The sequence below is a fragment of the Qipengyuania sp. RANM35 genome, assembly GCF_041021145.2.
In the GTDB taxonomy this organism is placed as follows: domain Bacteria; phylum Pseudomonadota; class Alphaproteobacteria; order Sphingomonadales; family Sphingomonadaceae; genus Qipengyuania; species Qipengyuania soli.
Map to the genome: position 1 here is coordinate 2,256,329 of NZ_CM196433.1, position 21,847 is coordinate 2,278,175.

General features: G+C 63.3%; 13 protein-coding genes. 7 read left to right on the forward strand and 6 right to left on the reverse strand.

Annotation, left to right across the window (positions count from 1 at the left end; translation table 11 throughout):
* Nucleotides 1–137: 137 nt before the first annotated feature.
* The 7 genes from RAM60_RS11265 (at nucleotide 138) to RAM60_RS11295 (ending at nucleotide 4,961) form a co-directional block, all read left to right on the forward strand.
* The gene (locus tag RAM60_RS11265; protein ID WP_369026685.1) at nucleotides 138–644 is read left to right on the forward strand and encodes a DUF2975 domain-containing protein; all 507 of its coding nucleotides are present in this window, start codon (nucleotides 138–140) and stop codon (nucleotides 642–644) included.
* Nucleotides 644–874, forward strand: coding sequence for a helix-turn-helix domain-containing protein (locus RAM60_RS11270; RefSeq protein WP_369026684.1), 231 nt, complete (start codon nucleotides 644–646; stop codon nucleotides 872–874). Before RAM60_RS11265 ends, RAM60_RS11270 begins: the two co-directional genes overlap by 1 nt.
* The gene (locus tag RAM60_RS11275) at nucleotides 871–1,638 is read left to right on the forward strand and encodes a hypothetical protein (protein ID WP_369026683.1); all 768 of its coding nucleotides are present in this window, start codon (nucleotides 871–873) and stop codon (nucleotides 1,636–1,638) included. Before RAM60_RS11270 ends, RAM60_RS11275 begins: the two co-directional genes overlap by 4 nt.
* 122 nt (nucleotides 1,639–1,760) lie before the next feature.
* Entirely contained in the window at nucleotides 1,761–2,000 is a 240-nt protein-coding gene (locus RAM60_RS11280; protein ID WP_369026682.1) for a hypothetical protein, read from the forward strand.
* A gap of 390 nt (nucleotides 2,001–2,390) precedes the next feature.
* On the forward strand, nucleotides 2,391–2,906 hold the full coding sequence (gene rplJ / locus RAM60_RS11285) for a 50S ribosomal protein L10 (protein ID WP_200981465.1): 516 nt from the start codon (nucleotides 2,391–2,393) through the stop codon (nucleotides 2,904–2,906).
* An 80-nt stretch (nucleotides 2,907–2,986) separates the two neighbouring features.
* Nucleotides 2,987–3,364, forward strand: coding sequence for a 50S ribosomal protein L7/L12 (gene rplL / locus RAM60_RS11290; RefSeq protein WP_200981466.1), 378 nt, complete (start codon nucleotides 2,987–2,989; stop codon nucleotides 3,362–3,364).
* Between the two features lie 610 nt (nucleotides 3,365–3,974).
* Entirely contained in the window at nucleotides 3,975–4,961 is a 987-nt protein-coding gene (locus tag RAM60_RS11295) for a transglutaminase-like cysteine peptidase (RefSeq protein ID WP_369026681.1), read from the forward strand.
* Nucleotides 4,962–4,964: 3 nt separating this feature from the next.
* Here RAM60_RS11295 and RAM60_RS11300 read toward each other — a convergent pair whose 3' ends face one another.
* From RAM60_RS11300 to RAM60_RS11325, 6 genes are read right to left on the reverse strand one after another with little or no spacing between them, the layout of a single operon-like run.
* Entirely contained in the window at nucleotides 4,965–6,233 is a 1,269-nt protein-coding gene (locus RAM60_RS11300) for an HlyD family type I secretion periplasmic adaptor subunit (protein WP_369026680.1), read from the reverse strand.
* Nucleotides 6,230–7,240 carry a cell wall hydrolase gene (locus tag RAM60_RS11305; RefSeq protein ID WP_369027337.1) on the reverse strand — a complete coding sequence of 337 codons (1,011 nt, stop codon included), beginning with the start codon at nucleotides 7,238–7,240 and terminating at the stop codon, nucleotides 6,230–6,232. Before RAM60_RS11305 ends, RAM60_RS11300 begins: the two co-directional genes overlap by 4 nt.
* Before the next feature lie 2 nt (nucleotides 7,241–7,242).
* Nucleotides 7,243–9,384 carry an ABC transporter transmembrane domain-containing protein gene (locus RAM60_RS11310; RefSeq protein WP_369026679.1) on the reverse strand — a complete coding sequence of 714 codons (2,142 nt, stop codon included), beginning with the start codon at nucleotides 9,382–9,384 and terminating at the stop codon, nucleotides 7,243–7,245.
* Nucleotides 9,385–9,403: 19 nt separating this feature from the next.
* A complete protein-coding gene (locus RAM60_RS11315) occupies nucleotides 9,404–10,807 on the reverse strand; it encodes a TolC family protein (protein WP_200981469.1) in 1,404 nt (467 codons plus the stop codon).
* A 15-nt stretch (nucleotides 10,808–10,822) separates the two neighbouring features.
* Nucleotides 10,823–11,524: an OmpA family protein gene (locus RAM60_RS11320; RefSeq protein ID WP_369026678.1), complete on the reverse strand. Its 702-nt coding sequence runs from the start codon at nucleotides 11,522–11,524 to the stop codon at nucleotides 10,823–10,825.
* Nucleotides 11,525–11,555: 31 nt separating this feature from the next.
* Entirely contained in the window at nucleotides 11,556–21,800 is a 10,245-nt protein-coding gene (locus tag RAM60_RS11325; RefSeq protein ID WP_369026677.1) for a T1SS-143 repeat domain-containing protein, read from the reverse strand.
* Between the last annotated feature and the right edge of the window lie 47 nt (nucleotides 21,801–21,847).

The window sequence follows — 21,847 nt, forward strand, 5'->3', positions numbered from 1 at the left end:
GGCAGCGGAGGCAATCATAGCGCGAATGTGAGCAGGCACCAAATGCACTCGATCGAACCAGTCATATCGAAATTCGATATTATTGATTTACAATAAGAACAGAAACCGCCATATCGATTGTCGATAAGGAGGCTGGAATGCTGTCGATTCTCGTGCACACGTTGCGGATCGCGAACTGGCTGAACTGGGCCATGGCAGCGCTGTTTACCCTGCTGCTCGCCCTGCTCTTGGTCGAACCGGGGCTGTTCAAGGAAAGTTTCCGCAATGCCCTCGGCGTGCAGGGTGCCGACGAGGTGGTCTTCACCTGGCTCAAATGGACCTGCGCCATGGTGATCCCGATCGCCTATGCGGTCCACCTGATCCTGACGCGCCTCGCCGCCATGATCCGTGACACCCAGCGCGGTGAAGGCTTTTCCGAAACCAATGCGCAACGCCTGTCGGTCATTGCCTGGGCACTGCTGGCCATCAACGTGGCGGACCTGGCATTCGGACAACTGTCCATCTGGGCGAGCAAGGAGAGCGGCGAGTATTTCGGCTGGTCCCTGTCTTTGACCGGCTGGTTCGCTGTCCCGCTACTGTTCGTCCTGGCCCGGCTGCTGCGCGAAGGCGCCCAGATGCGCGACGACCTGGAAGGAACGGTCTGATGCCGGCCGAAGACGATCAGGCCATCGTCGTGAACCTCGATGAACTGCTGCAGGATCGCGGCATGACGCTCACCCAGCTCGCCGAGCGCATCGGCCTGACTCTTGCCAATGCGTCGATCCTGAAGACCGGCAAGGCGAAGGCTATCCGCTTCTCGACCCTCGCAGCCATCTGCCGCGAGCTCCACTGCCAACCCGGTGACCTGCTGGGATACCGGGAGAAGGACCAATGATCTGGCTCAAACGTTTCGCGTCCGACTTCGTCGGCACGCTGGCCGACTCCTTTCGCGCGTTCAGGGCCCTGCCCTGGTTGATGGCCGGGATCGTCTTGTGGGAGTTTGCCCAGCACGTGGTCGAAGTGCGGATCGGCATGTTCGAAAGCAAGGAAGCCACACGCGCGGTCGGCGAAGACGGCACGCGGATGATATTCGGCTGGATCAAGATGGCTCTGGTCTATGTCGGTGGGTTCTTCGTGATCCGCCATTTCGCTGGCAAGCGCGATGGTATTCGGATCGACCCTCTTACGGATGCGGTACCGCGATACCTGCCCTACATGGTCTATTCGCTCTCGATCTTTGCGGCGATCTTCTACACGAGAAGCTACGCGCACGAAGACCATGTCGATACGATCCGGATGGTGGTCGGCCTGAGCCAGCTCCTCATTGAGCCTCTGCTCATGGCGTGGATCGTGGCGGCAGCGACAGACGGTGAAATCGGCAATCCCCTGGCATCGGCGAAACGCACAGGACTGCTCTACTTCTATGCCCTGCCGCTGTATTTCACGACGCGAGTGCCGCCCAGCCTGGCCCACAACCAGTTGCACGAACTAGCATATGGCCAGGATCAAGCGCTGGTCTTTGCCCTGATGGCCGTAGATTCGCTTGTCGTCGGCTTGATCGTCGCCATTCCGGCCGCAGCCGCAGTGCGCGTCGGCAGGCTGGTCCGCAACAGGCTCGACGGCGAGATTTCGCCGGATGAAAGGCGGATCACCGCGTGAAAGCACGGAAATTGCAGCGGAATGGGAAAAATTCGCTCCTACGCAAAATGTGTCTTCTCCTTGGCGAAAATAAGGCTATTTTATGTCCACGCCAATCACGGCGTTACAGGAATTGAAGACCCATGAAGAAGATCGCACTCGTCGCCGCCCTTCCCTTCGCACTGACCCTCGCCGCTTGCGGTGAGCAGGCTGCTGAAGAAGCTGCTCCGGCTGAAGACACCGCCGCTGCTGAAGCCACCATGGAAGAAGCTGCTCCGGCCGCTGAAGCCACCGACGCTGCTGCTCCGGCTGCTGAAGCTACCGACGCTGCTGCTCCGGCTGCCGAAGCTACCGACGCTGCTGAAGCTCCGGCTGCTGAATAATCTTTCCGTCGTCCGCGCCTGACGCGCGGATCGGTTAGACTAGCGAGAGGCCTGTCCCTTCGGGGGCGGGCCTCTTTGCTATTGGGGCGTTCGTCTTGACTCCTTCGCGGATTCGACTAGATGCGCGCCCGACCGGCAGGTGCGCAAGCGCAGGCCGATCATCCGTCCGAGACAGTTGGTGACCGGAATTTGCCGGTCTTAATTTCCAGCCTAGACGGGGAACAGAGATTTCATGGCGGTCCGCCCGATACAGGGTTGTCCGTCGTTTCGCGCCAATGTGGCGCACTCCTTCCCCCTCAACGGACTCGCCCGTGTTGCATCTTGCAGCATGGACAAACGTAGCCGGCCGTCCGGGAGCCATCCCGTGCGGTCATAGTGAAGGAGTATGGCATGGATCGTTCGCAGAAAGCCGATTCGGTCGCCCAGCTCAGCGAAATCTTCGCCCAGTCCGGCGTGGTGGTCATCACCCGCAACCTGGGGCTCTCGGTTGCGCAGTCGACCGAACTGCGTTCGAAGATGCGCGATGCCGGTGCGTCCTACAAGGTTGCGAAGAACCGTCTCGCCAAGCTCGCCCTGAAGGACACCGACTACGCAGGTCTCGACGAGTACCTGACCGGTCCGACCGCCCTTGGTTATTCCGAGGATCCGGTTGCTGCGGCCAAGGCCGTGGTGGAGTTCGCCAAGACCACCGACAAGATCGAAATCGTCGGTGGTTCGATGGGCGCAACGAAGCTCGACGAAGCTGGGGTCAAGGCACTCGCCTCGATGCCGAGCCTCGACGAACTGCGTGGCAAGATCGTGGGTCTCGTCAACGCGCCGGCAACCAAGGTTGTCCAGCTCGTCAACGCCCCCGCGAGCAAGCTCGCTCGTGTCTTTGGCGCATATGCCGCCAAGGACGCAGCGTAAGCCTGGTTCATCGCAAATCGCGACTTATTCATTGGGGCAGTCCCGCAGGGTACCCCAGCCTAATTTTGGAGTGAAACATCATGGCCGATATCGCCAAGCTTGTTGAAGAACTGTCGAAGCTGACCGTCATGGAAGCCGCTGAGCTTGCCAAGGCGCTCGAAGAAGAGTGGGGCGTTAGCGCCGCCGCTGCTGTTGCCGTTGCCGCACCTGCTGGTGGTGGCGACGCTGGCGCCGCTGCTGAAGAGAAGGACGAATTCGACGTCATTCTCACCGGCGACGGTGGCAAGAAGATCCAGGTCATCAAGGAAGTCCGCGCCATCACCGGCCTGGGCCTGACCGAAGCCAAGGCTCTCGTCGAAGGCGCCCCGAAGGCGCTCAAGGAAGGCGTGAACAAGGCCGAAGCCGAAGACGTGAAGGCCAAGATCGAAGCAGCCGGCGGCACCGTCGAACTGAAGTAAGCTTCACGCTTACACTTCGAACAGCTTCTGCTGATCAAGGAGGGCGGTGCCGCAAGGCGCCGCCCTTTTCTTGTGACAGTTGATCCTTCGCGGGACGCGATGCCGGATCGCGAGCAATTGTCTGGAATTTCTATAGAAATCACTTGCTAGGTGTTTTCCCTGAACGCTAACAATGCAGCGGATCTTGGGGTGGCGATCTATGCAATCCGTGCTTTTACTGGCGATGTGTTACGTAAGCAGCTGCTTTGTCCTGTCTGCACTTGCCGTCCGACTGAAGCCTCGAAGCATGACCACCAGGATCTTGAGATCCAACCACTCCTTCTTCACGATACTGCCTGCCCTTGTCTTTCTCGAGGTATTCCTAGGTGTCGTTTCGCTCGCGCAATCGGCGGGCCGGATCTCCAGGTACCTGTTCGAGAAAATCTCCGGTCGTCCGCAGCTAAAGCGTATCAGCGCGTACTATCAGCATGGTCGGGAACTCCGGCGGGACCGGCGCTGAGCAGGTAACCATCGGCGCCTTTTCCGCGCCCTAGGCCAAGCGCAATCAAGAAGCACTCGTTAACCAAGCGCGGAAACTGCGCCTTGATATTGCCTGCGTATTCCGGGCCTCATGGTAAGGCCGGAACACTTCCGCAATTCACTGCGCAATGTCGCTGCAGCGTCCGTGCTCGCTGCAGGCGGGGTGGCTCTGCCCGCGCAGGCGCAGGGTGCCGCGCCGTTGTTGATGCCGGCTATGACGGCCGCACTCGCCAATGTTGCCTGCCCAGTGTCTGGCACACCGGTCATTCCGACACAGGACTTTGCCGCCGCAGGCAACCTTACGGCTTCAAAGGCCTCGGCCATCCTAGGCGGCGGGACCAGCGAGCTGGAACGCATTCGCGCGGAACAGGCTTCATTTGAGTCCTTGGGGTCGCTGATGCCCCAGGCAGGTCCGACGACCGAACCCGCCCCCGTCCCGATATTCCAGCCGCTTGCACCGGCATCGGCTGCCTTCGCCAAGGTAGTCCCCTGCTCTTCCGACTTCGGGGGTGGCACGTCCGGTCTTGTTTCGCTGAAGCGGATCGCACCCGCAGCAGGCCTCGGCCGTGACGACTTCCTGTCCAGCCGCAAGGTCGCGCTTGGCCGGACCAGCTTCGATAGCGCCTGGGCCCGCGTAAGCCGTGAAAAGGCACGCCTTTCCCAGGTCCCTGCTGATCTCGTATCCGGTTCCGGCGGAATTGAGCAACGCCTCGAAGCGGTGAACCGCTGGGTCAATCACAGGATTGCCTACACCGACGATCGCAAGCTGTTCGGAAAGGCCGACTTCTGGGCCGGGCCACGCAAGACGCTTCAGCTCGGCAAGGGCGACTGCGAGGACTATGCGCTACTGAAGATGCACCTGCTCGCCTCGGCGGGCGTGCGTCGCGAGGACATGTTCCTGACTATTGCGCGAGATCTGGTCCGACGTGCCGACCATGCCGTGCTGATCGTACGCACCGATGACGGCTACCGCATGCTCGACAACGCTACCGATCAGGTGCTCGATGCGACGCTGGCAAACGATTACCAGCCGGTGCTGAGCTTCAACGACCGCCGCACCTGGCTGCACGGGTCCTGACCATCAGCGTTCCGTCATGGCGCGACCGAGCGCCTTGTTTACCGGTTTGAAGAGATAGCTGAGAATGCTGTGGCGTCCGGTGATGATCTCGACATCGCAGATCATGCCGGGGACGATCGGCAGGCGCTTGCCGTTCTTCATGATGTATGAGCGGTCGGTTTCGACGACGACGGTGTAATAGGCCTGCCGTTCCGCCTCGTCGTAAATGCTGTCGGCAGAGACCTGCTGGACCTTGCCGCGCAAGCCTCCGTAAATCGAGAAGTCGTAGGCAGTAACCTTCACATTCGCTGGATCGCCGACCTTGATGAAGGCGCGATCCTTGGGCGCGATGCGCGCCTCGACCAGCAGTTTGTCGCCGACAGGCACGATCTGCATGATTTTCTCGCCTGCATTCACGAAGCCGCCGACTGTGGTGATCTGGACGTCGTTGACGACGCCATCGGACGGCGCACGCAATTCGTTGCGCTGCTGGCGGGCAGCGGCGCCGCGGATCGATTCCTCGTTCACGGCCAGTTTCGTGGTGACTTCGCTGCGCTCCGCCAGTGCCTGCTGGCGGAAATCGAGGCGGGCCTGGCTAAGATCTGCCTGTGCCTCGCGGATCGAGGCGGCAGCGCGTCCGGCGGCCTGGCGGGCAGCCGCGAGGCGGCCTTGCGTGTCGACGAGGTCGCGCTGGGCCTGGATCAACTCGGTCTGCGGTACGATGTTCTTGCGCGCCAGCGGTTCGAGCATGTTGACCTGCTCGCGCGCGAGCCGGACGCTGTTCTCCAGCGCGGCTACGGTGGCTTCGGCCTCCTGCTGATCGCGGCGACGCTGTTCGATGGCCGAGGACAGCGCGCTCTGTCGCGCCTGTGCGGTCGCGGCGCGAACCTGCTGGAGCCGCTGCTCTTCAGCGCAAACCTCGCCCTCGGCGCATCCGAGGCTGCCGCCCGATGCTTCATTCTCGAGGCGCTGTGCCCGCACGGCAAGGCGGCGGTTCTCCGCTTCCAGTTCGCCGAGGGCGGAGCTGGATTGCGCATCGTCGAGGCGAACCAGCAGGTCGCCTTTCTTTACGCTCTGGCCACCTCGGACAAGGATGTCTGCGATTACCGCGGGCTCGGACGGCTGGACCAGCTGCGCCTTGCTCGACGGGATAACCTTGCCGGTGCCGCGCGCAATCTGCTCGACCTGCGCGAAGGACGCCCAGATAAAGAGGGTGAGTATGCCGATCGCTGCGACCGCGATCAGCTTTTGTGGTGCGTCGAGCGAGGCGAACCTCTCGCGCAAGAAATTCATTCGGAAGCTCCTGCCGGCTCAGCCGGTTCTGCAATCTTCTCGCCCTGTCCGGCCAAAGTGGCCTTGTAGGTGGCACTGAGCTGGACCGGGTCGGGGATCGACAGACGCCAGGTCGTCGTCGTGTCGAGACGTCCGCCGACGTCGGCCTCTGCATGGCGATCCTTGACGTCGGCGACGACGGTCGTACCAGGGACGAATGCGGCGACCGGTGAAAGCTCCTCCGCCTCGTTCGCTGCCAGCTTCACGCGCAGGCGCTCGAAATCGATCTGCGGGATGTGCTCGAGACCCGACCAGCGCTGGATGAAACTGGCGCCCGATCCGGCGCGCCCGGGGAAACGGTAGAAGATATGGCGGCCGATCTGGGTAATCTTGCCGAGCGTGTAAGCCCAGCGGGGCACGACATAGTCCGCGTGGTAGTGCGTTGCAGTGCCGACTTCGGGCGCGCTGCCGCCATTCATCATCTCATGAGCAATGCGCTTGGCGCGGTCCCAGTAGCCTGCCGAGGGAGCCCGTAGTAGCGAACCGTCGCAGGTGAAGCTGAACTGGCAAACCGGGCGGTCGACACCTTCGTAGACAACACCGCAGACCGTATTCGGGTAAGCGGGGTGGCGGACGCGGTTGAGCACGACCTGCGCGACGGCGCGCTGCCCGCTCTCGGGCTCGAGGGCCGCCTCGTAGTATATCGCCTGGGCAAGGCACTTCTCCGCCGTCGCTTGCGAGGTAGCGGACATTTCGCGCCGCCCGAACAGGCCGGGTGTCTCGATACGGGCCTTGGAAACCGGGATGAGAGCGTTGCGTGCTTCGGCACTCTCGCCGGTGAGGGCGAGCACCTGGTCCTCACCTGTCGACATGGTGCTGATCTGCGAGGCAAGCTCGCGCCCCAGCACGGGCATGGCATTCGCCGGTTCGGGCGATGTGAGGATCGAAGAAGTTCCCGCAGCCAGTGTCGCGCCAACGACCAGCGCGACGACGGCGATACGCTTTGCAAGAGTGGACTGGATAAACATCGTCACTGCCCCTGCGCCAGTGCGGAACCGGCCTGGGCCAGCACCTGCTTGACCGGACCATCGGCAACCACGCGGCCGCGATCGATGACGATCAGGCGGTCGCAGATCGAAAACAGCGCCGGGCGGTGGGTCGCAATGACCAGTGTCTGGTTCGGTGCCATGGCGGCGCCGAGACGGTCGACGAAGAGCTTTTCGGTCTGGCTGTCCATGGCGCCGGTAGGCTCGTCGAGGAACAGGAGCTCGCAAGGCTCGACCATGGCGCGGGTCAGAGCGAGGAAGCTGCGTTGTCCGCCCGAAAGGCGGCGGCCATCCTCGCCCACCGGACGGTCGAACCCGCCGGCATCGCGGGACAGGAATTCATCGGCCCCCGTCATCCGCATCGCCTCGAGCAGGCGCTCGTCCGAAATGCCCGGCGAGGAGAGCGAGAGGTTGTCCTTGATCGAACCGGTGAACAGCGCCGCATCCTGGCCGACAAAGCGGAATGCGCGACGCAGCTGCTGCGGACGGAACTGGCGGCTGTCGATGCCATTCACCAGCATCGTTCCGCCGGTCGGCGCATAGAGACCGCAAAGCACCCGGCCGAGTGTCGACTTGCCCGATGCGACACGGCCGACGATCGCGATCTTCTCGCCCGGCTGGATGGTCAGGTCGATGTCGGCCAGCGCATCCTGCGAGGTCTCGGCATAGGCGAAGCCGAGCTTTTCCATCCGGATCGTGGGATTCTCGATGGCCGAGAGCGTCAGGCTGCTGCCCTGGCGACGCTCGTCCCCGCCTTCGAACAGGCGCTCGATACTGTCGAGCGTCTCCTGCGCCTGACGACCGCGCGTCAGCAGGAAGGCGATCTGCCCGGCTGGCGAGAGCGAGCGCGACGACAGCATGACGATCGCGATGATAGCGCCCATCGAGATCTCGCCCGCGGCGAAGAGATAATAGCCCCCGATGATCAGCGAGACGGTCGAAATCTGCTGGAAGGTCTGGGCAAGTCCGACCGCATAGGAGTTCACATCGCGCAGGCGCTGCTGCGAATGCGTGCCGATATCGGCGAGGCGATGCCAGCGCGACAGCATCGCGCCCTCGCCCGAGAGGCTCTTCAGCGTCTCGATACCGGTAAGCGATTCGACCAGCATCGTCTGCTGTAGTCCATGGTCGGCCTGCGCATCGCGCGCCGCGTTCACCACGCGCTTCTGCAGCACGTAGCCTGCGAACAGCATGGCGCTGATGATCGCCAGCGGGACCAGCGCAAGCCATCCACCGATGACCGCGATCACGATCACGAAGACGAAGAGGAACAGCACGTCGATCGCCATCACCAGGCTGGTCGAAGCGAAGAAGTCGCGCACTGTGGTGTATTCAGAGACGCGCGCGGCGAGCGAGCCAGTGTGGCCCTTGCGCTCCTCCAGCGGTGAGGCGAGCAGGCGCCCGAAAATCTTCTGCGACAGCTTGAGGTCGAGCCGCCGCGTGATCTGGTCCACCACCGCCGTGCGCGCGCGGCGCAGTGCGAACTCGAGCGCAAAGGCGAGGACCACGCCGATACCGAGCACCCACAGCGTCTCGGACGCCTTGTTCGGGATGACTCGGTCGTAGACGTTCATCGTGAAGATCGGCAGCGAGATCGCCAGCAGGTTGATGATGAAGCTGGCGACGAACACCGGCATGAACGAGCGGCGTTCCTTGCGCAGCTCGCTCCAGAACCAGTGGCCGCGCGCCTTGGCGTGCCACGGCGCCTCGTTCTCGCGCAGTTCGTCGGGATCGGCGAAAACCTGGATGAACTGGCCGGAATAGCTCTCGGCCAGCTCCGCGTTGGACACCCATTGTTCGATGCCGCTGTCGGGACGCCAGACGAGCAAGTCGCCCTCACGCGCTTCGAGCGCGACCAGCGCCCGCCCGCCTTCGAGGCCGACGAGCGCGGGATAGTGCTTCTGCGTGCGCGGCAGCTTGCGCGGATCGGCCGGGTCGTAGTTCAGCCGCGCGAGCTCGAGCGCGGGTCCTGCCTGATGCCAGGGAAGGAACCCGCGCCCGTCACGCGGAAGCTGCGCAAGCAGCGACGTGTCGAAGGCAGGACCGTAGCGCCGCGCCAGTTCGGCGACGCTTTCGGTCAGCGTATCGAGTTCCACGCCCTCGATTGCCTCATCGAACTGCGACACTACTCACCACCCGTTCTCCCTACTTGGGATAGACGCGGCGCTGAAGCTCTGCCGGGGTCGGTGGGCCGTAGTTGAAGCGTTCACGCTCGTTCGAACCCGCACCAGCTCCGGGGGCAATGCTCAGCGCCTCCAGGAAGTTGTTTGTAGCAGCGAGCGTCTGGTATTGCGCGAACAATTGACTGAAGCGTGCCGTTTCAAGACGCACCTGAGTATTGAACCTGGTATTCTGTGCATCGAGCACGTCGAGCAGCGAACGGCGACCGACGTTGAACTGGCTGCGGTAGGACAGCAGCAGGTCGTCGCTCACCTGGCTCTGGCGGTCGAGAGCAGTGACGATGCGTCCCTGCGTTTCGAGTGCCTGCCACGCGAGTCGCACGTCTTCTTCGGCTTCACGCTGGCGATCGTGCAGGGCGTAGCGCGCAAGGCTCGCCTGGCGGACCGTCTCCTGGATGCGGGCTTCCTTGATCCCGCCGTCGAAGATGTTCCAGCGCAGCACCACACGGCCGAGAACGTCGGCCGTCTGGCCGCGGAAGCCGTCGATATCCTCACCGGCCCGGCCGCGGACTTCGAGGCCGACAGTCGGGTAAAGGTCACCTTCGGCCGACTTCACCAGTGCATTGGCTGCATCGACATCGGCCTGGGCTTCACGCACCAGCGGGTTGCGCAGGCGGGCCATGCCGACCGCGGTTTCGAGGTCCGCCGGCATGGCCGAGGCCAGGTTCGGCGGCAGCGCCGCGCCGCTGAGGTCGAGACCGGTCAGGCGACGCAGGCTGATGTAGGCGTTCTGGAGGCCGAGGTCGGCTTCCTCGCTCTGCACCTTGGCCGACTGCAGGCGCTCTTCGGCCTGCTGGCGGTCGGCGATGCTGATCGAACCCTGTTCGACGCCGGTGCCGAGGTCGGTCACCAGCGACTGGTGGAAAGCGGCATTGTCTGCCGCCGCAGCTGCGACGCGCTGCTGGAGCAGGACGTCGAGATACTGGCGGGCGATCTGCAGGGCGATGAACTCGGAACGCTCGACCACGCGCAGCGACGCACCGTCGACGCGGGCAGCCTGGCGCAGCAGTTCGCCGCGACGGCGACCGAAGTCGAGAACCGTCCATTCACCACTCAGCACGCCTTCGATCGGATAGAGCTCCTGGTCGGAGATGCCGAGCGAGCGGCGGGTGTTGTTCTCGAGCCTGCGAACGCCGGCAGAAGCTTCGATGTCGACGCGGGGCAGGTAGAGTCCCTGCGCCTGCTTGCGTTCGAATTCGATCGCTTCCTTGTTGAACTGTGCCTGGATGATTTCCGGGTTCGACTGCATGGCGACCGTGATGGCCTCCTGCATCGAAACGGCTTCGGTATCGGCCGATTGGGCCATCGCCGCAGGTGCAGCTCCGGCCAACAGGATTGCCGTCATTGCGGCCAGGGTGTGCTTACGCATGGTCTCCCCCCTCTCTTAATTGTTGACCAGGATTTCGACGCGGCGGTTCTGGAGTTCGCGCACGCCATCCGCAGTGGGGACGCGCGGCTCCTCTTCGCCCTTGGCCGAAGTCGAGATTGCCGACTGGGAAATGCCCTGTACTGACATCAGGCTAGCCACCGCGTCGGCGCGGCGTTGGGACAGGCCCAAATTGTAGGCATTCGAGCCCGAGGTATCGGTGTGACCGACCACGTTGAACGAGCGCCAGTTGCAGGCTGCAGCGTTCTGGGTGACGTACTGCACGATCTCGCTCGCGTCCGAACCCGGCGTAGCGGAATCGAATTCGAAGAAGATCAGGCCAGGCAGTTCACGGTTGCAGACCGGGGCCGGGGTCGGCTCGGGCGCAGGAACGACGCGGGGCTGCGGGACCTGCATCATGCGATCATAGGCCATCCAGCACTTCGACAGCGACACCTCGTCCCGCGTGTTCGACTTGAGATAGCCGAGCGCGATGCCGCACTGCGCCTTTGCTTCGGAAGCCCAGATGTACCGGGGATCGTTGGCGTTGAAATAGGCGGGATCGAGCGTCGCGGCGAGCGCCGCATCGTAACGCTGCTGGACTTGCCCCCGCAACGTATCGCGATCCATCCCGGCCCAGTTTTCCTGCGCCAGCGCTGGCGTTGCCGCCAGCCCGGTTGCCGCCAGGGCCAGCGGCATCAGAACATTGGTCTTCGTCATCTTTTCCCCCTGTCTTTTTCTGTCGGGAATATCAGGCATGAGAGGCAGTCTCGAGGACGAGAGCTGCATCCTGCACCAAATCCGTACCCATGCCGACGGCATGGAGCGAGTCGATCTGCACATCGAGCATGCCAGCCAGCATGGCATTGCCGCCAGCCTCGCCGCCAAGACCCGCGGTGCCGAAAGGCTCGCCGGTAGCAAAGTAGTCGATCGCCGCATCGAGCGCGCTCTGGGCACCAAGGTCGGCCAGCGCCGCCGCGGGATCCCCGGCAAGCTCGACAGCCTGCTGCGCAGCCGGAGCTGCCGCAAGCATGAGAAGCGCTTCCATACCACCCATGGCGTCGGACATCGGTACCGCCGAAGCGAAACCGCTGTCGATAGCGGGTTCGGTCATCGCGAAGCCATTGTTCGCAAAACCGGAGACGTGACCTTGGGCCATGTCGATCAGACCCGACATCTGTGCCGCTTCGAAGCCGTCGAAGCCGCTCATCGGGACCGTGGCCGCCGGGATCGAGAAGTTCGACGCTGCAAAGTGGCTGACGCCCATTTCAAAACCCAGGTCAACATCCGGCAGGGCTGCCAGGCTCGATGCGTGGAATGCCGGCATGTCGAAACCCATGTCGGACATCGTTGCTCGAAGTTCGAAACCGCCGAAGTCGCTGACCTGATGGTTCATGGCGAAGCCCGAAGCTGCCGCCGCAAGCGACATCATGCCCATCGAACGCAGTTCCGACTGGAAGCCATTGTTCGACGTGAGCGGGTCTGTGTTGCTGGCGAGCAGCGGTTCCGACACCGGCACCGACTTGGCGCTGGCGAAGAAAGCTTCCGCAAGCGTTGTGGTCGTTGAAGCCGGGTTGAGCGTGATGTCCAGCGTTCCCGAGGGCGAGGTGTCGCCGTCATTGTCGATCACGGATACCGGCACGGTGAAGTTTACCGGGTCGTTGGTGATCGTCGTGGCGCCGAAGTCGCCGATCTGGAAGGTCGATCCTGCCTGCCAGCTGTACTCGACGCTGTTGTAGCCGTCGTCAGTAAGCACACCGATGACAGTGCCGTTCAGCGACGAACCGCTTTCGCCGGCAACACCAGCGACCGAAACCGAGCCGTCGACATTGAGCGTCACCGTGAAGACGTGGCCATTGACGGTGTAGTTGGTCGGCGTGCTGGTCGGTATGATGACACTGCCATAGGAAACGCCGAGATAGGCGATTGTCACACCATTGATGTGATCGATGACGCCATCACCAACGACGTTGTTGCCATCCGCATCGTCAAACGCCGTGATCCGCACGGTCGAGCCCGTGCTCGACTTGAAGAGGGCTGTGGCACCGTTCACCGTGTAATGACCGTCGAAGACGTGGTCACGGTTGGCAGCGCCGGCATAGTTGTTTTGCGTCGTGTCAGCCGGGTCGCCCCGCAGGTCGGTCACAAAATCGATGCGGAAGGTTTCACCGCCGCTCTGTGACCCGACGAAGGTATTCCCGATACCGCCGATGGTCGCAGTCGTGTTTACAGAGCTGCCAGGTGCACCACCGATCTCCGGCGTCAGCAGCAGGTCGAAGCTGTCGTTGTTGACCGGCGTACCGCCAAGCGTCTCACCGGTCGGGACAAAGCCTGTCCACGACAGGTTTCCGCCGACGAAGTTGTAGTTCCCGCCATTGAAATCGATCGTCGACGTAGAGTCGAGAGGCTGGGCCATCGTGACAATGTACTGGTCCTGCGCCGAATTCGGATCGAGCACGATCGTGAAGACCAGTTCGTTGCTGCCGGACGTCCGGGCGACGAGTTCCGTGCCGTTGTTGCCGATCTGGTAGACCAGCGATTCGAAGCCGGAAGTGAGGTTCTGCGCAACGAGCGCATCAATGGATGCCTGGGTGAAGATCACCCGACCGCCGTCGCCACCGAAGTTGTTGTCGACGTCATTGTCGCTGTCGAGATAGGCGATGCCGCCACCGCTCGCGGCGTTGGTACCCACCAGAGCGACCGGCGATACAGCGACCGGGCTATCGTCTTCGACAACGACCAGAATACCATTTGAAATGGTCGTGGTGGTGGTGCCATCGTTTACGTTGACCGGTACGTTGAAGCCGAGGATGTCCTCCACCCCAGTGGTCGAATGGTCGAGTGGTCGAACGAGATCGACAGTCCAGTTGCCAGCATTGTCGATCGCGACGAACATCACGGTACCAGCGCTCGTGCTACCCTGAAGAGCCTGGCCGTCAACGCTGAGCTGCCAAGTGACCGGGAGACCGCCCGACGTCAGGCCCGGAGTAGTCGGAAGGCCCAGAGTGACAGTGAAAGTCGCATCGTCGGCATCGGTTATTGTGATCTGGCCCGAAGCCTCGAAGCTGTTGGTCGTATCCGACGGAGTACCCACGCTGTCGGGAATGCCGCCGTTGAGACCTTCTTCCGAAACCCGAGCCACACTGCCGGTTACGACCGGGGCGTCATTAGATCCGTTGATCGTAATGGTCAGCGTGGTGGTCGAGTGATCGCCATCCGCATCGACAATCGTGTAGGTGAAGGTGTCGGTCTCGCTTTCGCCAGCACCCAGGTACTGCACCGCCGCCGTGTTGAGCGTGTAGGTATAGGTCCCGTTGGCGTTGAGCTGGAGCGAACCGAATTCACCGGTGGTCGAACCGCCGATCGTACCGGCTGCGCCACCGAAGCCCGTCACGCCCGTCAGTGCCGGAGCGCCTGCACCGTCAGCACCAAAGGCATCGTCGACTCCGTCGGTCAGGACGTTGCCACCGACCGACGAAGTGTCTTCGCCAAGCGCATTAGTATCGGGCTGCGCGACCGGCGTATCATCGTTGATCGTGATGGTGACTGATCCAGACGCGTCGACCGTGTCGCCGTCGGCGTCGATCGCCTGCACGAGGAAACCGAAGTCGATGGTCAGATTGTCTTCAGTGTTTGCCGTGTCATGGTCGAGCGGGCCTTCCAGCGTGAAAGTCCAGTCACCGTTGCTCTGGAGCGCCATGGTGAATACGGGCGAACCGCCTGCCGTTGCGACGATCGACCCGCTGCTCACCACATAGGAAAGAGCCACACCGTGGGATGTAAGGCCAAGGGCATTCAGGGCGTCCTGCGCATCATTGGTGTCGAAACCATATGTCGGGGTCAGGTCGGCGCCCGAGCTGAACAGGCTTGTTACCGAACCCGTGGCCGTGGCTGTGATCGTCCCCGCACCGCCGTCGATATCGCCCGGGCCGCCTTCAAGGCCGTTGGGCGAAAGCGCGTCTTCATCGACGCTTCCACTCGAATTGCCGGTTGAGGCAATCGGGCTGTCATCTTCCACCGATACGGTGATGCCGCTGTTCACAGTGGTCGTAGTCGTGCCGTCGCTGACGTTCACGGGGATATCGAAGGTGTATACGTCCTCACTGGTCGCATCGGGGTGGTCGATCGGTGCCACGAGGTCGACCGTCCAAGCCCCCGTATCATCGATCGAAACGAGGATGACCGTGCCTGCCGTGGTGCTTCCAACCAGAGCCTGCCCATCCGGCGAGAGCGACCAGGTGATCGGCAGGCCGCCCGAGGTGAGGCCAGTGGTCGTCGGGATCCCGAGCGTTACGGTGAAGCTCGAATCATCGACGTCAGTGATTGTAATCGTCCCCGAGTCGGAGATCGAATTGGTGGTGTCCACCGGATCGCCGACGTTGTCGGGGTTTCCGCTTGCGACGATGCCCTCTTCGGACACGGCCGCCGCACTGCCAGTCACCACGGGCGCGTCGTTCGTACCAGTGATGGTGATAATCAGCGTCGTGGTCGAAGTGTCACCATCGGCATCGACGATCGTATAAGTGAAGCTGTCGGTCTCGTTTTCACCAGCCCCGAGGTACTGTACCGCCGCCGTATCGAGCGTGTAGGTGTAAGTTCCGTTGCCGTTGAGCTGGAGCGAGCCGAATTCTCCGACGGTAACACCGCCAACCGTACCAGTTGCTCCGCCGAAGCCAGTCACTGCTGACACAGCGGGGCTGCCTTCACCGTCTGCGCCGAACTCGTCGGCATTGTCGGTCAGCACGTTTCCACCAACCGATGTCGTGTCCTCGGTCAGCGAGTTCACATCGGCATTGGCGGTCGGAACATCGTCCACGATGTTGATCGTGATCGTGCCCGTCACCGTGTTCCCGTTGGCATCGGTCGCGGTGTAGCTGTAGCTCTCCGCACCAAGCTCGGTGTTGGTGCCGTTGTCGGCATCGGGGCTCGTGTCGTACGGCGCAGTCAGCGTGTAGCTGTAGCTGCCGTCAGGGTTCAGCGTCAGCGTGCCGTAGGTGTCCGACCCGCTGTTCAGCGCATAGGTCACACCTGTGCCCGCAACCGCCAGCTGCCCGGTCACCGTCTCCGTCGTCAGCGACGGGTTCGAGCCGAACGACAGCGCCGCCTCGTCCACCACCTGCGTGTCGTTGTCGGCCACCAGGGTGACGTTGTCGACATCGATGGTCAGCGTGGTGGTCGACAGGTCGCCGTCACCATCCTCGATCGTGTAGACGAACACGTCCTGGACATCGCCGGTCACCGCGTTCGCGGTCGAGACATAGGTGTAGCTGCCGTCCGCGTTCAGCGTCAGCGTGCCGTAAAGACCGTTGATCGTCGCACCGACATTGCCGCTCGCATCGCTGGTCGTGTCGCCGCCCGCTGCGCGGACACCGACCACACCACCGGCCGCTTCCGGACCATCGGCACCGAACTCGTCGGCCGCATCGGTCAGCACATTGCCCGACACATCCGCACCCTCGGTCACGCTGTTGGTGTCCGCGACCGCGGTCGGAACATCGTCCACGATGTTGATCGTGATCGTGCCCGTCACCGTGTTCCCGTTGGCATCGGTCGCGGTGTAGCTGTAGCTCTCCGCACCAAGCTCGGTGTTGGTGCCGTTGTCGGCATCGGGGCTCGTGTCGTACGGCGCAGTCAGCGTGTAGCTGTAGCTGCCGTCAGGGTTCAGCGTCAGCGTGCCGTAGGTGTTCGATCCGCTGTTCAGCGCATAGGTCACACCCGTGCCCGCAACCGCCAGCTGGCCGGTCACCGTCTCCGTCGTCAGCGACGGGTTCGAGCCGAACGACAGCGCCGCCTCGTCCACCACCTGCGTGTCGTTGTCGGCCACCAGGGTGACGTTGTCGACATCGATGGTCAGCGTGGTGGTCGACAGGTCGCCGTCACCATCCTCGATCGTGTAGACGAACACGTCCTGGACATCGCCGGTCACCGCGTTCGCGGTCGAGACATAGGTGTAGCTGCCGTCCGCGTTCAGCGTCAGCGTGCCGTAAAGACCGTTGATCGTCGCACCGACATTGCCGGTCGCATCGCTGGTCGTGTCGCCGCCCGCTGCGCGGACACCGACCACACCACCGGCCGCTTCCGGACCATCGGCACCGAACTCGTCGGCCGCATCGGTCAGCACATTGCCCGACACATCCGCACCCTCGGTCACGCTGTTGGTGTCCGCAACCGCGGTCGGAACATCGTCCACGATGTTGATCGTGATCGTGCCCGTCACCGTGTTCCCGTTGGCATCGGTTGCGGTGTAGCTGTAGCTCTCCGCACCAAGCTCGGTGTTGGTGCCGTTGTCGGCATCCGGGCTCGTGTCGTACGGCGCAGTCAGCGTGTAGCTGTAGCTGCCGTCAGGGTTCAGCGTCAGCGTGCCGTAGGTGTTCGATCCGCTGTTCAGCGCATAGGTCACACCCGTGCCCGCAACCGCCAGCTGGCCGGTCACCGTCTCCGTCGTCAGCGACGGGTTCGATCCGAACGACAGTGCCGCCTCGTCCACCACCTGCGTGTCGTTGTCGGCGGTGAGGCCGACGTTCGCCACGTTGAAGGTAAGGGTCGTGGTCGAAGTGTCACCGTCGGCATCGACGATGGTGTAGACGAAGGTTTCGACTGCGTCCGACGAAATGGCATTCGCCTCGACGAGGTAGCTGTAGCTGCCGTCGGCATTGAGGGTCAGCGTGCCGTAAGTGCCGGCAACCTGGGTGCCGACGCCGCCGGTGGCGGGAGTGCCGGTGTCGCTGCCTGCGGCGACGCCAACCACGGTCGGGCTGCCGAAGCCGTCGGCACCGCCGACGTCCGCGCCAGCCGCGCCAGAGTCGGTGTCTGCACCGGTGAGGACATTGCCGGTCGCCTCGACCCCCTCGGTCGTCGAGTCGGTGTCGGGATTGGCGGTCGGACCGTCGTCGGCGAAGCGGATGTTGCCGCCGAGGTCGAGGTCGAGCGTTTCGCTCGCTTCGTCGCCATCGGCATCAATGATCGTCGCCGTGCCCTGCAGGGTCAGGATGCCGTCGCCGAGGACCGCGAACTGCGTGTCATAGGGAGCAGCGCCGTCGCCCGGGAGAGCGTGGTCGATTTCCTCGTACTGGGTGAGCGTCACGACGCCCGTGTCGGCATCGACCGAAAGGCGGAACACTTCGGTGCCGCCAGCCGAGCCGACGATGTCCGCGCCGTCGAAGGCCAGGGTGATTTCCACCCCGTTGCTGAACAGGCCCGAGTTCGCATTCTCGATCACGAAGCCGTAGTTCCAGCCGATGCTGCCGGCGCCGTCCGCGCCATAGCTCGAGCTGTCGATGGTGAAGGAGCCGCTGAAATCGGCAGTCGTGGAAGCCGTGTCGAACGCAGCGCCGATTGTCTCGGCGTCCTGCGTCGTCAGCAGGATCTCGTTTCCGTCAGTGAGCGAGGCATCGATGCTCGGCCCATCGTCACGGAAGCTGATCGCATCGCCGATCGAGACAGTTGCGCTGGCAGTGTCGCCGTCGCCGTCCGTGACCGTAGCGCTGAGCGTGATGAGGTCACCGCTGGCAAGACCAGTCGCGTCGTCGGGATTGGTACCGTCGGCGTGGACCACAGCGCGCTGCTGGTCGAGGGTTACCGTCCCGGCAGCATCGACGCTTAGGATGAAGACGATATCGCCGCCGGTTTCGGTGCGGCCCACGACCGCGCCACTTTCCAGCGTAAGCACGACGGCTTCACCCGAGAGCGTGTCGACAAGGCCGGTCGAACCGGCTGCGACGCCCAGCGTGTAGCCCGAGACGCTGCCCGGACCATCGGCGTTGTAGTCGGGCGTGAACAGGCCCGAGAAATCGGCTGTCGCGTCGGTACCGAGCGAGGTTTCGTCGACTTCCAGCGAGCCCGCCTCGGGAGCGCTGGTCGAAAGGGTCGGAAGGTCATCCGAAACCGAGAGCGAGACTGAGGCCGAGGCCTGGTCGCCGTCGATGTCGGTCGCGACAACGAGCACTGAGCCGAGCGCAGCGAGGTCGTCGCCAAGGTCGGGGTGGAGCGCGTAATTGTCCGAGAGAGTCAGGGTCACCGTGGCAGTCGTGCCGCTGACCGAGAGGTCGAGCGTGACGATGACGTCGGCGCCGTCGCGGCCAACGATCTGGGTGTCCGAAACGCGTTCCCAGGTGAGGCCGCCGCCAAGCGAGTCGAGTGCGGTCGCGCTGTCGTCGAAGATGATCGAGGCGATCGCGTCCGAACCGGCGGTGAAGACGATGTCGCCACTGTCGGTGACGGGCGCCGCCGGATCCGAGCCGTCGGCCAGGTTCTGGTCGTCGACCTGCAGCGAAACGGGTTCACCGGCCTGCGGACCTGCACCGTCCGAGATGGTGATCGGCTGCGTCGCAGTGTCGAAGTCGTCGTCACCGTCCGTCAGCGTATAGGTGAATGACGCGTCCACATCGCCGGCGCTCTGGTCGAGGCCGGTGGCCGGATCGAAGGTCCAGTTGCCCGCGGCGTCGAAGGTATAGTCGCCGTTCGCAGTGGACACGCTGGTCGTGCCGGTGGCCGCGATCGCGTGGTCGGTGCCGCCGATGTTGACCGAGGTTACGGTGGCGCCGTCTGCGCCCTGCACGTCATTGCCGAGGACATTGCCCGACAGGGTGCCGGCTGCATCTTCCGCGATGCTCAGCGGGGCTTCGTCGGCGGCGGTCGGGACATCGTCGATGATGCTGACGCTGATCGTGCCCGAACCGATGAAGTTGCCGAGGCTGTCGTAGACTTCATAGCCGAAGCCTTCGGCACCGCTCACCGTGTTGGTGGTGTTCTCTGCGGTGTCGCCGTCGGTATAGGGCGTGTCGAGCGTGTAGGTGTATTCGCCCGTCGCGGAATTCAGCACGAGCGTGCCATAGGTGCCGTCGGCAGGGCTGGTGAGCACATAGGTCAGCGTGCCGGTTGCGCCTGTCACGGTGATCTGGCCGTTGGCAATCTCGCTGTTGCTGGCAGCATCGCTGCCTGCGGGAAGACCGGCTTCGTTCACCAGCGCGTCGCTGTCGGTCACGACGCCGGCAACATTGCCGATGTTGATCGTCAGCGTGGCAGTGGCAGTGTCGCCGTCACCATCGACGATGGTGTAGGTGAAGCTGTCGACTGCGTCAGCATTGGTCGAGTTGGCATTGGAAACGTAGGTGTAGGCACCGGTGGCGGCATCGACCGTCAGCGTGCCGTACTGGCCCTCGATGACCAGGCTGCCTTCGACCACAGAGGTGGTCTCGCTCTCGTTGTTCGAGCTGGTGACGGCAACAACGCCGCCGAATCCGTCGGCGCCGGCGATGTCGGCGGTCCCGTCGGTCAAGACATTGCCCGAAACGCTGTCGCCCTCGGTAACGCTGTTGCTGTTGGCAAAAGCGGTCGGAGCGTCGTCGTCGAAGACGATCGAAAGCGTGGTTGCGACCGAATCGCCGTCGCTGTCGGTGACGACGAAGCCCACCGAAAGCGTGGCATCGGTTGCCTCGTCGTTCGGTCCGCCAGCATGGAGGACGTTGTCGACCAGTGTGACGCGATAAGCACCGGTGGCGGGATCGGTCAGTTCGACGGTAAAGAGCACGCCGCGCGGACCGGTTGCGGTCAGCACGTTGCCCGCGAGCGAATAAGTGACCTGCTCGGTTCCGACCGTGGCGGTGGCGCCGTTGAGCGCGGGGTCGAAGGTGATGGTTGCAGGGGCGTCGTTGCCCGCGCTGAAGGCCAGAGTGCCGGTGAAGGTGGCCTCGCTGGTGTCGGCCGGATTGTCGCCGGCATTGGCATCGAGATCACCGGTCGTGGAATTGGGGTTGCCCCCCGCGAGTGCATCATCGTCGACGGTCGCGGTGACGGTGCCACCGGTCGGGATCGAGTCGGGCAGCAGGGTGATGGTGACGGTCGCGGTGTCGCTGTCGTTGTCGCCATCGGTGATGCTGTACTGGAAGGTCACCGTTCCCTGCTCGCCCGGACCGGGCGTGTAAGTGAAGGTGCCATCGCCATTGTTGACGAGCGTGCCGGTGCCGCTGAGCGAGCCCTGCACGTACTGGACCGTTCCGATCGCGACGCTGTCGGCGCCGGGCACGTCGTTGTCGAAGACGTCGACGGTGACGGTCGCGCCTTCTTCGGTCTGGCTGGCGCTGTCGTTGTTGGCGATCGGCGCATCGTCGATCACGCGGATGTCGAGCGTGGCAGTGGCCATATCGCCATCGGCGTCGGTCACTGTGATTGCGAAGCTGTCCACCTCGACGTCGAGGAGGTTGTCGGTCAGCGTGTAGGTGTAGCCGACCTGGCCGCCGCCGATGCTGGTGATCAGCAGCGTGCCGTATTCACCCTGGATGACCTGGCCGACAGCGGTGATCGCGACGCCGTTGATGCTCAGCGAAGCGAAGCCGTCGGGCGTGGTGTAGACGATCGTGCCATTGGTGATTTCGGAGTTGCTGGACGAGTTGGTTCCTGCCGATTCACCCTCACGCGCAGGCAGGCCTGATTCGTTGACTTCGTCCGAAGCATTCACGGCGCCTGCCGGATTGTCCGGAGTGATGACGATGATTTCGGGCGGATCGTTCGGAGCGAACGGAATGATTTCCTTTTCGGGATACTGCGGACGGAACAGCTCCGTGTAGGGAAGCAGGTCGCCGATCGCATAGGCCGCCTGGATGTCGCCCACGTCGCCGGCAAAATTGCCGCCCGAGCTCTGCGGGTTTCCGGCTTCCGGCTCGGGTTCGTTGCCGGTGAGGAGCGCGGCTACGGTCTGCGGAGCGATGGAAACGCCATCGATGACGAACTGGGGAACGACAATCGCGCCATCCGGGATGCGGATGACGGAGCCGTCTTCGAGCGTGATGATGAGATCGCGTCCATCGACGGCAAAGCCTTCGAGGTCGGCACCGGCAGGAAGGACGATGACATTGTCCGGACCCGCCTGCACGATCCGCTCCCGGCCAAGGCCGCCGAGCGGCGCTGCGGCACTCTGGCCCTGCATCAGCTCGTTCGAGAGCTCGTCCTGGTTCTCGGGCACGAAACCGCCCTCAGAACGACCGTCAAAATCCATCATCGGATGCTCCTCCGCATTCGACGGACGGCACCGGGGTCACCGATGCG

What these genes read in the sequence shown, in the direction of transcription:
- RAM60_RS11265 (WP_369026685.1), top strand. Translation starts at nt 138, where the DNA reads ATGCTGTCGATTCTCGTGCACACGTTGCGGATCGCGAACTGGCTGAAC.
- RAM60_RS11270 (WP_369026684.1), top strand. Translation starts at nt 644, where the DNA reads ATGCCGGCCGAAGACGATCAGGCCATCGTCGTGAACCTCGATGAACTG.
- RAM60_RS11275 (WP_369026683.1), top strand. Translation starts at nt 871, where the DNA reads ATGATCTGGCTCAAACGTTTCGCGTCCGACTTCGTCGGCACGCTGGCC.
- RAM60_RS11280 (WP_369026682.1), top strand. Translation starts at nt 1,761, where the DNA reads ATGAAGAAGATCGCACTCGTCGCCGCCCTTCCCTTCGCACTGACCCTC.
- rplJ (WP_200981465.1), top strand. Translation starts at nt 2,391, where the DNA reads ATGGATCGTTCGCAGAAAGCCGATTCGGTCGCCCAGCTCAGCGAAATC.
- rplL (WP_200981466.1), top strand. Translation starts at nt 2,987, where the DNA reads ATGGCCGATATCGCCAAGCTTGTTGAAGAACTGTCGAAGCTGACCGTC.
- RAM60_RS11295 (WP_369026681.1), top strand. Translation starts at nt 3,975, where the DNA reads ATGGTAAGGCCGGAACACTTCCGCAATTCACTGCGCAATGTCGCTGCA.
- RAM60_RS11300 (WP_369026680.1), bottom strand. Translation starts at nt 6,233, where the DNA reads ATGAATTTCTTGCGCGAGAGGTTCGCCTCGCTCGACGCACCACAAAAG.
- RAM60_RS11305 (WP_369027337.1), bottom strand. Translation starts at nt 7,240, where the DNA reads ATGTTTATCCAGTCCACTCTTGCAAAGCGTATCGCCGTCGTCGCGCTG.
- RAM60_RS11315 (WP_200981469.1), bottom strand. Translation starts at nt 10,807, where the DNA reads ATGCGTAAGCACACCCTGGCCGCAATGACGGCAATCCTGTTGGCCGGA.
- RAM60_RS11320 (WP_369026678.1), bottom strand. Translation starts at nt 11,524, where the DNA reads ATGACGAAGACCAATGTTCTGATGCCGCTGGCCCTGGCGGCAACCGGG.
- RAM60_RS11325 (WP_369026677.1), bottom strand. Translation starts at nt 21,800, where the DNA reads ATGATGGATTTTGACGGTCGTTCTGAGGGCGGTTTCGTGCCCGAGAAC.